This is a genomic window from Streptomyces sp. cmx-4-9, from assembly GCF_046548835.1.
GTDB lineage: Bacteria > Actinomycetota > Actinomycetes > Streptomycetales > Streptomycetaceae > Streptomyces.
The window spans coordinates 39,914-55,019 of sequence record NZ_JAEBEE010000006.1 but is presented as its reverse complement, the minus strand read 5'-3'; the positions used below and the strand labels follow the sequence as shown (position 1 = coordinate 55,019).

8 protein-coding genes are annotated in these 15,106 nt (G+C 72.1%); 1 reads left to right on the top strand and 7 read right to left on the bottom strand.

The features are described 5' to 3' along the window. Positions 1-16: 16 nt before the first annotated feature. The 3 genes from ACLJTM_RS19035 to ACLJTM_RS19025 all read right to left on the bottom strand — a co-directional run bounded on the left by ACLJTM_RS19035 (position 17) and on the right by ACLJTM_RS19025 (position 2,784). Positions 17-1,405 carry a diacylglycerol/lipid kinase family protein gene (locus ACLJTM_RS19035; protein ID WP_411104840.1) on the bottom strand — a complete coding sequence of 463 codons (1,389 nt, stop codon included), beginning with the start codon at positions 1,403-1,405 and terminating at the stop codon, positions 17-19. A 147-nt stretch (positions 1,406-1,552) separates the two neighbouring features. Continuing rightward, a complete protein-coding gene (locus tag ACLJTM_RS19030) occupies positions 1,553-1,990 on the bottom strand; it encodes an amphi-Trp domain-containing protein (RefSeq protein ID WP_411104839.1) in 438 nt (145 codons plus the stop codon). An 86-nt stretch (positions 1,991-2,076) separates the two neighbouring features. Beyond that, positions 2,077-2,784, bottom strand: a complete 708-nt coding sequence (locus ACLJTM_RS19025) for a GAP family protein (protein ID WP_411104838.1) — start codon at positions 2,782-2,784, stop codon at positions 2,077-2,079. A 354-nt stretch (positions 2,785-3,138) separates the two neighbouring features. On the opposite strand from ACLJTM_RS19025, the gene ACLJTM_RS19020 reads away from it, so the two are divergent. Further along, positions 3,139-4,572 carry a DUF2252 domain-containing protein gene (locus ACLJTM_RS19020; RefSeq protein WP_411104837.1) on the top strand — a complete coding sequence of 478 codons (1,434 nt, stop codon included), beginning with the start codon at positions 3,139-3,141 and terminating at the stop codon, positions 4,570-4,572. A 499-nt stretch (positions 4,573-5,071) separates the two neighbouring features. Here ACLJTM_RS19020 and ACLJTM_RS19015 read toward each other — a convergent pair whose 3' ends face one another. The 4 genes from ACLJTM_RS19015 to ACLJTM_RS19000 form a co-directional block, all read right to left on the bottom strand. Then, positions 5,072-10,279, bottom strand: coding sequence for a hypothetical protein (locus ACLJTM_RS19015; RefSeq protein ID WP_411104836.1), 5,208 nt, complete (start codon positions 10,277-10,279; stop codon positions 5,072-5,074). 654 nt (positions 10,280-10,933) lie between these two features. Next, positions 10,934-12,358, bottom strand: coding sequence for a cellulose binding domain-containing protein (locus ACLJTM_RS19010; protein ID WP_411105297.1), 1,425 nt, complete (start codon positions 12,356-12,358; stop codon positions 10,934-10,936). Between the two features lie 190 nt (positions 12,359-12,548). Beyond that, positions 12,549-14,144, bottom strand: a complete 1,596-nt coding sequence (locus tag ACLJTM_RS19005; RefSeq protein WP_411104835.1) for a beta-N-acetylhexosaminidase — start codon at positions 14,142-14,144, stop codon at positions 12,549-12,551. Positions 14,145-14,237: 93 nt separating this feature from the next. After that, positions 14,238-15,056, bottom strand: coding sequence for a carbohydrate ABC transporter permease (locus ACLJTM_RS19000; protein WP_411105296.1), 819 nt, complete (start codon positions 15,054-15,056; stop codon positions 14,238-14,240). Between the last annotated feature and the right edge of the window lie 50 nt (positions 15,057-15,106).

Genomic DNA, 15,106 nt, shown 5'->3' with positions numbered 1-15,106 from the left:
CTGCTGTCGCTGCCGTTCAGGCGGCGCCGCGTCCTGCCGCGGTCCTGCCCATGCTCAGGGCCAGTTGCCGCACCCGGCGCCAGTCGACCGGGACCGCTTCGCGCGGCACGCCGGGGCGGTGCCGGGGCACGCGGACGCGCAAGGCCCCGGGCGCGATGCGGCAGCGCACCGGGACGGACAGCATCAGGGCTTCGCCGTCGACGCCGACCGGGACGGCGGGCGCGTCGGCGTGGACGAGCACCTCCCGGGCGGTGACGGCGGTCAGGCCGCGGCCCTGGCCGCCGCGCAGCATGAGCTCCGCCGCCTCGGCGGCGGTCGCGACGTCGACGCTCAGAACACCCAGCTCACCGGAGTTCAGGCGTTCACGACGCCCCAGCCCGGCCGGGTCTCCCCTCCGGTAGGGGTTGTTGCTCACCAGCACGGCCTGCGGGCCGGTCAGGGCCAGGGAGTCCGCACGGACGTCCAGGCGGGCGCCGTCGGCGTGGGTCAGCAGCGCCGGCAGCATCTCCAGGATGGTGCGGATCTTGTCGTCGCGGTAGGCGGGACTCTGCACGACCTCCGCGTACACGCCGAACGAGGCGTTGTTGACGAAGACGCGCTCCGAGCCCGAGCCCGAGCCTGAGCCCGAGCCCGTCGGCTCTCCCGCCAGCTCGCCCGCTGGCTCTCCCTCGCGGATGAAACCCAGGTCGATGCGCAGTTCGACGCCGTCGGTCAACGCCTGGAGGCAGCGGGAAGGGTCCCGGCAGTCCAGGCCCAGGTCCATGGCGAAGTGGTTGCGGGTACCGGCGCTGACGACCATGAACGGGATGTCGTACTCCGCGGCCACGGCGGCGACCCGGGCCTGGGTGCCGTCGCCGCCGGCGACGCCCAGCAGGTCGGCGCCGTCCTCGACGGCCTGCCGCGCCAGTTCGGCGACGTCCAGGCGGTGGTCCGGGTCCAGTACGACGACCTCGGCGCCCAGGTCCCTGGCCTGCTGCGCCAGACCGAACCGCTCGACCTTCCCGCCGCCCGAGAGCGGATTCATGATCAGGAAGGGCCGTACGGGACTGGTGGCAGCGCGCTCCGGCGCCCCGGCGCCCGACCCGGTGTCCTCGGCGAGGGCGGTCCTGCCGGCGAAGACGGCCAGCGCCCACAGACCGAGGGAGACCAGGACGACCCACAGCAGCCCGGCCGTCGTGTACAGGGCCAGGACGGCGACCGGTACGGCGGCCACCAGCAGCGCGGCCAGCGCTCTGGTGGCACCCGTGTGGGTGAGCATCCACCAGCCGCCGGCCGCCATCAGCGCCAGCCCCGCCCACGCCACCCCGAGGAGCAGGACGTGCGCGAGCCCGCCGAAGACCACCAACACCAGGAGCGCCGCCAAGCCGGAAGCCAGGGCCAGCCGGGCGGCCCAGCGCCGTCTCATGGGACCACCTCCGCGAGGACGCACGGCTCGCGGCGGGCCGGCACGGCCTGCCCGCGCCGGGTTCGTACGGCCCGCCCGCGGCGGTCTCGTACGGCCTGCCGTCCGCCGGGGCCGCTCACCTCGGCCCCGCGTCCTGCCCCGGCCGCCTCACGAGGCCGGTGCGGCCGCCCGCTTGGCGCTTTTGCTCCCGCCGACAGCGGTCTTCCGTCCGGTCTTGGACGTCGCCCTTTTGCGCGTCGCCGCGGTCCCGGAGCCGCTGCCGGCGGCCCTGCCCGCGCCGGCGGCCGTACCCGTACTCGCACTCGTACTCGTACTCGTGCCCGTGCCGGTGGCCGCTCGCGGGGACGCCGGCCGACGGGCGGCCGTCGGCCACTTGAACTCGATCTCCAACTCGACCTGCCCGTCACCGATCTCGACCTCCACCTCACAGCGGAGTTCGTCCGCGACCCGCAGGCTCAGCGTGCCGGTACCGAGGTCCAGTTCGGCGTCCGGGCCCTCCCGCAGCGCGTCGGCCAGCGCGCTGAGCTGGTCGGCAGCTTCGCTGCGGGACAGCGAGCGCTTCTGCTCCAGCTTGAGGTCCTTCATGCGTTTCTCCGATCCGTCCGGCGTCGGCGCGGGGAGCGCAGCACGCGCCATCTCAATTCTGGGGCCGCGGAGGGGATCGGTCATCTTCAGCCGGTGAGCTGGTAGAGGCTTCGGCCGACGAGCCACAGGCCCAGGAGCAGGCAGGTGAGGATGATCGCCGGCTCCTTGTGCCGTTCCAGCCACCCGCGCAGCTCCCTCAGGGTGCGCTGGGCCCTGGCGGGCCGGAACACCATGAAGAGCTCCATGGCCAGCAGGGTGGAGGTGGCAAGGACGCAGAAGCCCGCCAGGGCGACGAAGGACGTGCCGTGGGACAGGTCGGCCTGGACGACGGTGGCGGCCGCGGCGCCGACCATCCCCCAGGGCTGGAGGAGTACGGCGAGGGCCGCCGCCGACCAGTAGCCCACCTCGTCCGCACCGGCCCCGTCCGCACCGGCCTCGTCCGTACGGGACGCCGCCCCCGGCTGGGCGTCGCCGGCCTGCTCCCGTACGGGGGGCTGCGCCCCGGCTGCCGCACGGCTGCGGCGGCGGCGTTCGCCGTACACGACCAGTCCGGCGCCGATGACGAGCGTGGCCACGAGGGCCGCGACGGACGGCGGGGAGCGGGGCGGCGGCGGCTGGCCGCCGGTGAGGAGGAGCACGACCGCCATGACCGCCACGAGGCAGGCCAGCCAGGCGAGGATGAAGACCAGGCCCTTGCGCGCGCCGCGCGGTGAGGACACCACCAGGACGAAGGCCATGACCGGCAGCGGAAAGAGGGTGACGGCCACACCGATGAGGAGGAGGTCGAGCACCATGGTGGCGCGTCCCGTTCCTGTCGTTCCCGTTCCTGACGTCCCCGTCCCTCCCTGACGTCCCCGTTTGCGCCCCGTCCCCGTCCCCCGCATGCGGCCGTCGGGCCGCTGCCGTCACCGCTCCATTCTCGGCCTGCTTCCCGGGGTGCGCCACGCGGGCGGTGAGGGCGCGGCCACCCCCCGTGCGCGGCGCCCGGCGAGGTCCTACCGTGGGAGGGTCGGGCGGCCACCGGACGCGGGCGGGCCGCTCCACCCCGCGACCGCCGCGGCGCCCCTCCCCCGGCCCGGCGGTGCTCCCGCCCGCAGGGCAGGGCGCCGTCCCGTCCGGGGACCGCACGGCCAGGCAGGAGTGCTCCGATGTCCGCCTACGTCTCCACCACTGCGATGCGTGCGGTACCCCACAGCACGCCCGAGGAACGCGCGGCCCGCGGCAAGCAGGCCCGGCGGCGCTCGCCGCGGTCGCAGCACGCCGCGTACCGGTCGTCCCCGGACCGGCCGGACCCGCTGGCGATCCTGGAGGCGCAGTCCGCCCTGCGGGTCGCCGAGCTGGTGCCGATCCGGTACAGCCGGATGACGGAGTCGCCCTTCCGCTTCTACCGGGGCGCTGCCGCGATCATGGCGTCCGACCTGGCCGGCTCCCCGGACTCGGGGATCACGGTCCAGCTGTGCGGGGATGCGCACCTGCTGAACTTCCGCCTGCTGGCCTCTCCCGAGCGGCGGCTGATGTTCGACATCAACGACTTCGACGAGACGCTGCCCGGCCCCTGGGAGTGGGACGTCAAACGGCTGTCGGCGAGCCTCGTCATCGCCGGCCGGGCGAACGGCCTCGACGACTCCGGGCGGGCCCGCATCGTGGCTTCCGCCGTCCGCGCGTACCGCGAGGCGATGCGCGGTTTCGCCGGCCTGGGGAACCTCGACATCTGGTACGCGAAGATCGACGCGGACCGCCTGGAGGACCTGACCGCCGGTCAGCTCGACGCGCAGGGGCGGAAGAAGCTGGCCGGGGCCATGGCGAAAGCCCGTGGCCGGGACACCTTGCAGGCCTTCGGGAAGCTCACGGAACTGGTCGACGGGCAGCGGATGATCCGGGCGGACCCCCCGCTGCTGGTGCCGATCGCCGACCTCATGCCCGATGTCGAGCGCGGTGAACTGGAGGAGCGTCTGCGCCGGCTGGTGGCGCACTACGGGCAGACGCTGTCGAGCGACCGGCGGGCGCTCCTGGAGGACTACCGGCTCGCGGACATGGCCCGCAAGGTGGTCGGCGTCGGCAGTGTCGGCACCCGCTGCTGGATCCTGCTGCTGCTCGGGCGCGACGGACGCGATCCGCTCTTCCTCCAGGCCAAGGAGGCCGACGAGTCCGTCCTCGCGGCGCACGTCGGGGCGAGCCGGTACCGCAACCAGGGCGAACGGGTGGTGGCGGGACAGCGGCTGATGCAGGCGGCCAGCGACATCTTCCTGGGCTGGGAGCAGTTGGAGGGGATCGACGGCAGGCAGCGCGACTTCTACATCCGGCAGCTGCGCGACTGGAAGGGGATCGCCATGCCGGAGACGATGTCGCCGCGGCAGCTGAGGACCTTCGGGGAGCTCTGCGGCATGACGCTCGCCCGTGCGCACGCGCGGTCGGGCGACCGGATCGCCATCGCCGCCTACCTGGGCTCCGGCACGTCCTTCGACCGGGCGCTGGTCGGCTTCGCGGAGGCTTACGCCGACCAGAACGAACGCGACCACCAGGCCTTGGTGGAGGCGGTGCGGGACGGCCGCCTGCCCGCGGAGGAACCGGCGTCGGCCTGACGGCCGGCCGTCCCGCGGTGGACGGTCGGGGGCGGGGTGGCGGCGGGCGCTGGCGAGGGCCCGGCCCACCTCCGCCCCGCGGTCGCGCAGCACGCGGGGGTACATGCCATCACGGCGCCCGGCGCCCCGGCCGGGGCGCCCCGCGCGAGACGGCCCCGCACCGACGGACGGTCCCGCATCGACCGACGGTCCGCGTCGACGGATGATCCGGCGTCGACGGGCGGTCCGCGTCAACGGACGGTCCCGCGTCGACGGGCGGTGGCTCGTCGACGCGGGACCGTCTCCCCCGGCACCGTCTCCCCAGGCACCGTCTCCCCAGGCACCGTCTCCCCAGGCATCGTCTCCCCAGGCACCGTCTCCCCAGGCACCGGCTCCCCAGGGACCGGCTCCCCGGCGCCGTCTCCTCCGGGACCGTCTCCCCCGGGGTGCCCGTCCGGTGTGCTGCGAGCGCAACTCGGACGGACGGATGGACGAACGGATGGACGGACGGACGGCGGGCCTACTTCTGCTGCACGGTGATGCTGAACTCGGCCGCCTTCCCCTGGGGCGGCGAGAAGCCGTCGTAGCAGGCGACGAGGAACCGCACGGGCGGCGTGACGATGTCCGTGACGGCCGGCGTTCCGCGGACGGTCCCCGTGACGTCGTCCCGCGTCGTCAGCCAGGCCGGCATCTGGTCGTAGAAGGCGAACCTCTTCGAGTCGTTGATGGACCTCTCGCCGCCCGTTCCCTTGAACGTCCACGTGTACTCGACGCCGACGGTCGCGGGGGGCGGGTTCGTCGTGTCGATGGTCGGCAGGTTGTACCGCTCGACGATCGCCGGCACGCCGATCAGCAGGTCGGACCCGGCGACGCTCAGCCCGTCGAGCACTGCGACGATCCCGATGATGTACTTCGTGGCCGGGGCGTCCCGGGACACCGCCCGGGCGATGGTGCGGAACACCTGGAGGACGTCGGGGACGTTCCCGAGCACCGTGCTCGCCAGGGCGCACTGGGTGAGGCCCTTGCTCTCCGGCGGGGACTTCAGGACGCTGGCGATGCCGCATCCCATCGAAACGCCGCCCAGGATGAAGTGGCCGGCCGACCCCTCGATCATGTGGTGGACGTCCTCGATGACCCGTCCGGCGTTCTTCAGCAGGGTGGAGCGCTCGCCCAGCGGCTTGATGAGGTGCCCGACGGCGGTCAGGCCGACGTCGCAGCCGAACCTGCCGACCTGCATTCCCCAGGCGACCGTGCCCTCCGTCTGCTCCCACTTGCTGCCGAGCACCGGTGGGGCGGTGAGCACCAGGGACAGGGTCTTGCCGAAGCACGAGATCCCGTTGACCACGCGCCGCATCGAGTTCTCCCCGAGGGAGGGGTTGAGGGCGATCAGATCGGTGCCGAGGGTGGCGACCCCGTCGAAGACCGCCGCGCACACGCCGAAGACCTCCTGCACCCTGAGCAGGCTGTCGTTCAGCGCCCAGTCCGGCGGCGGGTCCGCCTCGGCACTCGGAACGTGGCGCGGGTCCCAGGAGGGCAGCGGGATGTCGGTGGGGAAGCCCTGTGGGAAGGGTTCCGTGTCGACTCCGTGGATGAGCTTGTGGATCACCGTCGTGAAGAAGGCGGCGACCAGCACGATGAGACGGCCCAGGGTCAGGGTCTCGGGCGGCTCACCCGGCCGCGCCTGCTGGTGGATCCACTCGTAGAGGGCTTCGAGGAGCCCGAAGGGGGTCGTGAGGGGTGTGTTGAACAGCTCCCAGAAGGAGCCGGCGGCCAGAGCGGCGGCCTCGAACGCCTTGTCCGCGACGGCGCCGATCGTCTCCAGTACCGCGTCGATGAGCGTGCGGAGCATCTCGATGATGCTCTCGAACGCGGACCGGTCGGCGCCGGCTCCGGCATCGACCGTGCAGAAGTTCTCCACCTCGGCGTACAGGCCCTCCAGTTGTCCGAACAGGGCCTGCGGGCCCGCGGCTCCGAAGGCATTGAACATGTCCGTGAATTTGAGGACCAGATCCTCCTCGATTCCGGACACCGGTGACTCCTGGAATTGGATCCGGTAGGCCTCCGTTCCGGAGAGGGCCTTGTTCTGCATCCAGTTCGCCTGCGGTGTGTTGAGTTCTCCGGTGTTCAGCGGCGTACCGGTGGAGCCGGTCGCTGCGGGCACCTTGTTGCCGAAATCCCCCATGCGGGTGCCGCCGTACTCCCGCGTCAGGTCGTCGAGGGCGTCGTCGATCTTCCTGTGCACCCCGACCAGCCATGCGTCCAGCTGGCTCTGCGCGTGGGTGATGGTCGAGGAGAACAGCGGGACGAAATAGTGGACGGCGCCCTCCAGCGCGACTTTGGTGTTCCAGATGGCGCCCAGCGAGAAGAGGGACTTGAGCCAGTCGATGACGCGCATGATGGCGTCGGCGATCATCTGGAAGACCGCTTCGACGGCCTGGATGGCCTGCTCGACGGCCTCGATCACCATCTCGCCGAGGGAGACGATGGCGTCGCCCACCCAGATGGCGATCTCGGTGATCGTGGTGACGATGACTTCGGCCACCTTGGCGGCCCCGGTCTTGATGCCCTCCCAGACGTCGGAGGCCCAGGTGGTGAACTCGTCCCACCAGCCGCCGTACGCGGGGTGGGCGTTGCGGTACTCCCGGTAGGCGTCGAGTTCGTCCTGGGTCCGGAAGGCCTGGTAGGCGGGTCGGTCGGGGTCCCACAGCTGGATGACGTACCCGATGACGGGCTGGGGTTCGTCGGAGCCGTCGAACAGGACGGGCTGGAGCGTTGTGCTGCCCGCCGCCTGCCCGTACATGTTGGTGCAGTGGTCGACCACGATCTGGGGGGTCAGGCCGCGTTCCCTGAGGGCCGTCCAGTCGGCGAGCGGCGGCGGGTCCTGCTGCTTTCCGGGCATGTTCGGCGGGACCGTGGCGTGTTCGAGCAGGTCGGCGGTGAACGTGCCCTTCTGCGAGGGCAGGGTGGCGTTGCCCGCCAGGAAGTCGTTGGCCTGGGCGGCGAAGTCGATGGCGGTGCCGGATTGCAGGCCGTCGGCGTTGAGGTGCACGACCGGCGGGTTCAGCCCGCGCGCGGCGATGGCCAGGGCGAGCTTGCCCATGGGGCTGGTGGTCACGGCGATGGGGCGTCCGGGGCCGACCTGGTAGGAGATCTCGGCGATCTGGACCTCGACCAGGGAGTCCGCGGACACGGACACGGGGTGGCCGGGCAGCGGCTGGCCCGCTTTTGACAGCAGGGTGACGTCGGCGACGTAGTGCGAGACGACATCGGGAGGGGGCGCGAGCTCACCGGGCTTCTTGGCCGGTTCGGGCAGGCGGACCTTGTCCATCTGCCATTGCGAGGTGGTGATGTCCTGGGTGCAGACGCAGTACGCCTCCGCCGGGGGCATCCCGCTCATCTTGATCAGCTCGGACGGCCGGTAGTCCGGGTACGGGTCCAGTTGGTAGTCCACCACCGCGGCGTGCACTCCGACGGTGACCGTCGTCGACGGCGGGGTCGGGGCCTGGTAGACCGGGGCGATGTGGCCGGCGCCGCGCTGGCCCATCACCGAGACCTTGCCGGCGCCGGGCCGGTACGCCACGAGGTAGCACAGGCCGCCCGTGCCGTTGTAGTCCATGCCGGTCACCAGGTCGCTCAGCGAGGCGAAGTCGTAGCCGCCCAGGCCCTTGCCCTGGATGGACGGCTTGTACGTGGCGGTGTCGCCGTCCCGGCGCAGCACCCATGCCTGCCGGGAGGTGTGGCCCGGAATGTCGCCGGGACGGTAGCTGAGGATGTGGTCGTTGCAGCCGATGCCGGAGTAGTCGAAGGGCACGAGCCGGTCTTCGGGTTCCATCAGGTCCCAGCCGCCGATGCCGCCGGTCCGGTTGTGCACCACGGCCGTGAATCCGCCGCGCTTGTCCGGCGCGAGGATGTACACCATGCCCGCGCCGGGGCGGTAGGCCAGCAGGTGGGTGCTGCTGCCCTTGCCGGCGTAGTCGAGGCCGGTGATCTCGTCCACCGGATTGTTCAAGGGGAATCCGCCGAGGCCGGTCGAGGACCTGGCCACCGGGGTGAACGAGCCGTCGCCCTTCGGTGCCAGTACCCAGGCCGTTCCCGTGCCCGGCCGGTAGGCTAGCAGGTGGTCGTTCCTCTTGGTGCCGAGGTAGTCGAAGGGCAGCAGTCGGTCCCGGCTGTCCGCCAGGTCGTACGTTCCGCTGCTGCCGCCGATGCCGCCCGCGGCGGCGCCGGCCACCGGGACGAAGCCGTCCGCCCCCGCCCGCTTCTTGAAGATGGAGAACTTTCCCGCTCCCGGACGGTAGGCCAGCAGGTGGTCCGCGCTTCCCGAGCCCGTGTAGTCGTAGGCGACGACGCGGTCGTCAGGGGAGCTGAAGTCGTAGCCGGGCAGTCCGTACTCGTTGCTGAACGCCCGGGCGAATCCGCCGACTTCACCGGTGCGTTCGACGACCCACACGGTCTGGTCGTTGTAGTAGTGGGTCGGTCCGGGCCGGTAGGCGAACAGGTGGTCGGAAAATCCGGACCCGGTGTAGTCGAATGCCACGATCCGGTCGTTCGGGCGGGCGAGGTCGTAGCCGCCGATGCCTGGCGGGGCCGACGCGACGCGGGCCTGGGTCCACTTCGGTTGCAGCGTCTGCACCTGGAGGGGGCCGGACTGCCGGCTGACGGTCTCCCAGCCCGCCTGGTGCAGGACCTTCAGGGTGGCGTCCTCGTCCAGTCCGAAGACGTGCATTTTGCCGTCGGCGTCCTGCCACAGCTTCGTCTTGGCCGCGAAGTCCACGTCGCCGGCCTCGCCCGTGACGATGCTGCCGCCCGGAGCCATGCGGTAGCCCCAGACCAGGGAGCCCTTCGTGTCGAGGTAGAGGAAGCCGATGTCTCCTTGGGGGTTGTCGCGGTTCAGGTACGGCTGGTGGTAGGCGCCGCAGAACTGGGCGCATGCCGTGGTGACCTGGAGGGGGTCACCCACCGGCACGCCCATCCGCTCCTCCCAGCGGAGCAGTTTCTGCCCGTCGAGGGAGTAGTAGACGTAGGTGCCGGGCTGGCCGCCCGACGTGAGGTAGGGCAGGTAGCCGCCGCCCACCAGCGGGTATCCCCGGACCAGCAGGCCGGTGGGTTGCGTGATCCAGCCGCCCCCCGAGCCGTCGCTGCTCTTCAGCTGCGGGGTGAGCACCAGGTTGGTGGGTCCGCTCCGGGCGTCGATGCTCGTCCCGAGGACGAGCGCGCCGCCGTCGGGTGCGTAGGACACGGTCATCGCCTGGCCTGCGAGTCCCACCTTGTTGAACGAGGTCATGCCCTGCCACCGGCAGCGGGCCGTACCGTCGGTCTCGCGCCCGCCCAGGGCCAGGACCAGCCCGAACACCATGGCCGTCTGGTCCTTGGGGCTGCAGATCGCCCAGACGTCCCCGGAGGGGTGCACGGCCACGACGACCTCGGCGACCGGGGGTGTGCCGGCCACCGGTTCCTGCACCCACCCGGTGGAGGACGTGTCCGTCCGCTCCAGGTAGGTCAGCTGCCCCTGCCGGTTGACCACCAGGGCTTCTTCCCGCCCGCTCTTGAACGGGTTCGCGAAGAGCGCCTCCTGGTTGCGCCCGTCGCCGACGGACACGCCGGCTGCGGGCACCGCGTCCTGCATGAGCTGGGTCGAGACCGAGAACGAGCCGGGGCCTTGGGTGGAGGCGCCACCCACAGGATCGCCAACCGGCCGCGGATTGCGGAGGAACGTTTCCGTACTCATGGTGCACCCCTCGGATGAGGAATTGTCGATCTCCTCCGCACCATCGCCCCGAAAGGGCCCTGACGACCAGTCACACGGACGTCATGCGGGCGCCGGGAATGCGATGGCGTACGCCGAGGAATCTTTTCAGTCGAAGCGAGGGCGCATACAGCGCCGAGAGGCCGCAGGAAATGTCCTGGCGGGCCGCCTGGGGGACTCCGTGGGCTGAAGAGATCTGCACGCGGCTCACGAAAGGAAAAGGTGGGCCGGGAGGCTCGGAGCGGAAGTCAGCGCACCGGACTCCGCGTCAATATCGGAGCCCCCAAAGGAACCTCAAGTATCCGGTATACCACCCTTCGCCAACTCCCGGCTACTGACGGCGAAAAGGTCCGCGAAATACCATCATCCCTGGCCATGGGCTGACGACCCGCCACCACGATCTGGTCGACGCCGCGTACGGTGCCGGCCGGAGGCCGGGGTTCGAGGGCGGGGGCCGTCGGCTGCGGGCCCGGGGCCCCTGGCCCCGCGGGCCGGGGTCCGGCGCCCGGTCTCGCCGCATGGGCGCCGGGGGGCGACTGCCGGCGGGGCGCGTTCGGGCGGCGGGGGGGAAGGGAGTTGCTGCGGACGGCGCCCCTTCTTCGGGGTGCCGTCCGCAGGGTGTGCGCCGGGGCGCGGTCAGCTCGCGGGGACCGTGTCCTCGAAGGCGGTGCCGGCCGAGCGGTACGCCGCGATCTTCGCGTTGACCTGGGCGGGGGTCAGGACCTGGTCCTTGACGTGCAGGACGTAGTCCACCTGCTGCTCGTAGGCGCGCGGGGTGGTGGACGTCTGGCCGTTGAGGTCGATCAGCCACTGGTTGAAGTTGATCGACATGGGGCGTTCGGGCAGGTAGGTGGCGCCGTGGGTACCGAACGGCTGACCGTCGATGTAGTAGGTGATGGCGTTGTTGTCGATGGTGACGACGAGGTCGTGCCAGCCGGCGTAGCTCTGGCGGCTCTCGGTGTGGGCGTTCACCGCCTGCCACGGTTCCGGGTTGTAGGTCTCCCAGGAGGTCGTGTAGAGGATGTTGGACGGCTCGCCCCAGCCGCCGTTGGGCAGGTACTCGAAGTCGTACTCGGCGTAGTCGTCGGCCATCGGGGCCTTCAGGTCGTTGATGGTGAAGAAGGTCTGGACGAGGTGGTCGCCGTCGGGGCCGGACCGGGGGGCGTCGCTGAACTTGACGCGGGCGGCGTAGGTGCCGTTCTTGAACTTGGTGGACTTGGTGAGGACTTCGCTCTGCTCGGTGCCCGAGGCCGTGCCGTTTGTGGAGGTCTCCAGGGTCATGACGGTGTTGCCGCTGCTGGTGGTGAAGGTGACGTTGGAGGGGTCCCAGGTGGCGCCCGGGACGCCGGGGCCGCCGGAGTTGGAGCGGACCGACCAGCCGTTGGCGGAGATCTTCGGATCGGTGTGCGAGCTGTACGTGAAGTCGTCCCAGAGCGCGCCGGAACCGCCGGGCGGGGGCGTGGTGGGCGGCGGCGTGGTCGGCGGGTCGGTGGGGGTGTTGCCGGTGGGGGCGGTGCCCCAGACCAGGGTGCCGGCCCGGGTGGCGGTGACCTTGGCGGAGTCGGCGTAGGCGGTCTGGGCGGGGATGAAGGAGTAGTCGTCGCTCTGCCGCAGGGTCTGCCAGTTGGCCTGGTGGAAGCGCAGCTGCATGTCGCCCGTGTCGGCGCCGGGGGCGAGGGAGCCGGCGCCGGAGGTGAAGCCGATCTCCAGGTAGCGGTCGGCGGTGTCGGTGGGGTGGGCGAGGGTGCCGAAGGTACCGGTGATGTTGGCACAGCCCTTGACCGCCCAGGAGCAGGCGAACCGGTAGGCGGCGCCGGGCGAGTCGGCCTTGAAGTAGTAGCGGAGTCTGACCTCGCTCAGCGGCAGTGCGGCCGTGCCGGTGTTCTTCACCTTGAACCAGGGCTCGCTCTGGTCGGCGGTGGCGCCCGTGGCGCTGGTGCGGTACTGCACGGACAGGCCGCCCGCCGCGCTGGCGGTGCCCGGAAGGGCGGCGAGGGCGACGGCGCCGAGGGCCGTGGCGACGGCCGCGGCGACGGCGGCCCGCAGGCGGCTGCGGCGCAGCCCGGCCGTCCGGTGACCGCGGCCGGACGGGCCGGTCACGTCGGCCACGCCGGGTACGCCGGTCCCGTCGGTCGAACCGGTCGCATAGGGGGAGCTGTCGGAGCTGTGGGGGCTGTCGGAACTGTGGGGGCTGGTCACGGTGGTGTCCTCTCGGGGGTGCGAGCGGGGTGGTGTCATGCGAAGGGCGGTGTCATGCGGAGGGCGCTGTACGTGCGGGCGCCACGGCTGTCGTGCGGGGCGCGGTCGGGGCCGGGGGGTGGTGGCGGACGCCCAGGGCGTCCAGTCGGGGGATGTGCGCGTGGAGCCGGGACGTGAAGTCGGTCCAGGGGGTGGGGCCGGTCCAGGCCCGCTCGGCGAGGGCGCACAGGCGGGGGTAGGCGAGGCGGTCGAGGTCGGCGGCTTCGGGGGCGAACTCGGTCCAGATCTGCGCCTGCGTGCCGAGGATCCGTCCGCGGCCGTCGGCGGGGGCCTGCGGCGGCGGGTCTCCGCGGTGGACGGTGCGCAGGTCGACGACGGGCCCGGGCTGGGCGGTCGGCCCGTCGGGGAGGTCGTCCTGCGCGTAGTCGAGGTAGGTGGTGCGGTGGTGGGTGAGGACGACGTCATGGCCGTGGCGGACCGCTTCGGCGGCGTGCGCGGGGTCGCGCCAGCTCATCACCGTGAACTCGGGCGGGAGCAGGGCCCCGTCCTCGGCCCAGCCGACCGGGCGGCGGCCGTGTTCCAGCAGGTGGGCGCCGGCCTGGCCGAGGAGCCAGCCGTGCAGGGCCGCGGGGGCGGGCAGCCCCACCGCGGCAGCGCGGGCCCGGGCGCGGGGGGACCGCTCCCATTCGGTGGTGGGGCACTCGTCGCCGCCCAGGTGGATGTACGGGGAGGGGAAGACCTCCATCACCTCGTGCAGGACCGCCCGGAGGAAGGCCAGGACCTCGTCGTGGACGCCGAGGACGTTCTCGCACACGCCCCAGCGGGTCCACACCCCGAGGTTGCGCTCGGGACGGTTGCCCAGGTGCGGGTAGGCGGCGAGCGCGGCGCGGACGTGTCCGGGCATCCCGATCTCCGGGACGATCCGTACGCCGCGCTGCGCCGCGTAGGCGACGAGGTCGGTGAGCTCACCGCGGGTGTACGCGCCCCCGTGCGGCCGGCCGTCGAACCCGGTGGTGCCGTCGGGGCCGGTCATCGACTGGGTGCGGTGGGCGCCGACGGTGGTCAGGCGGGGGTAGGACGCGACGGGCATCCGCCAGCCCTGGTCGTCGGTGAGGTGGAGGTGCAGGACGTTGAGTTTGTGCAGGGCCATGAGGTCGACGTGGCGGCGCAGGGTGGCCGCGTCGTGGAAGTGCCGGGCGACGTCGATCATCAGGCCGCGCCAGGAGTGCTGCGGGATGTCGGTGATCTCCGCGCAGGGCAGCTCCCAGCGAGGGCGCCGGACGGCTCGGGCGGACGGGCCCAGGGCTTGGGCGGGCAGGAGCTGGCGCAGCGTCTGGACGCCGCGCAGCAGCCCCGTCGGATCGGCGGCGCGCAGCATGACGGAGTGCGGGGAGACGGTGAGTCCGTACCCCTCCCCGCCCAGGCCGCGCAGGCCTGCGTCGACGGCCAGCGTGACGGTGCCCGCGGCGGAGGGTGCCAGGGGCAGGCCGGTGGCGGGCGTGAGCAGGGTGCGCAGCAGCTCGGCCGCGCCCTCGGCTCCGGGGGTGGTGCGGACGGTGGTCGTGGCGTCGAGGGTGAAGTGGCCGGAGCGGGGGGCGTACCGGGTGGGCCGGGGCAGGAGTGCCTGTTCGGGGCGGTGTGGGGGCACGGGGGTGCAGCCTTCCGGGAAGGGGCTCGCAGCGGCGGGGGTGCGGGGTGTCGGGCGGTCCCGAACAGGGCGGTGGGCGGTGGTACGGGGTCCTCAGCCCTTGACGGCTCCGGAGGCGAGACCGGAGGTGACGTGGCGCTGGAGGAATAGGAAGAGGGCGAGGGCGGGAAGGGCGAAGAGGGTGGAGGCGGCCATGGTGGCGCCCCAGTCGGTGCCGAAGGTGTTCTGGAAGGAGGACAGCCAGACGGGCAGGGTGCGCTGGTCCTGGTTCTTGATGATGAGGAAGTTGGCGTACGCGAACTCGTTCCAGGCGGTGATGAATCCGAAGAGCGAGGTGGCCATCAGGCCGGGAGCGAGCAGGGGCAGGGCGACCCGGCGGAAGGCCTCGAAGCGGGTGCAGCCGTCGACCTGGGCGGCTTCCTCCAGTTCGGGCGGGATGGTGGTGATGAAGCCGCGCAGCACGATGATGGTGAACGGCAGGGTCACCATGAAGTAGACGAGGCTGAGGGTGATGAGCCGGTCGAGCATGCCGGTGTCGCGGGCGATGATGTAGATCGGGATGATCAGGGATTCCCAGGGCGCCATCTGGGCGATGAAGACGGCGAGGACGAACGCCCGCCGCCCCCGCCACCGCATCCGAGCGACGGCGAAGGCCGCGCCGAGGGCGACGGCCAGGGAGAGGAGGACGGCGCCGGCGGTGACCAGCAGGCTGTTGCGCCAGAACTGGGCGAAGCCGTCCGCCTCCACGGCCGTGCGGAAGTGCTCCAGGGTCCAGGTCCGCGGGACGAGCAGCGGGGTGGAGGTCTGGATGTCGCGGGCGGGTTTGAATGCCGTGGTGCTCATCCAGTAGACGGGGAAGAGGCAGACCAGCACGGTCAGGGCGGCGCCCAGGTGGAGCGGGAAGCGGCGCAGCCGGCGGGCGGAGCGCCCGCGGCCGGCCTTGCGTTCGGCGGCGTTGCGGT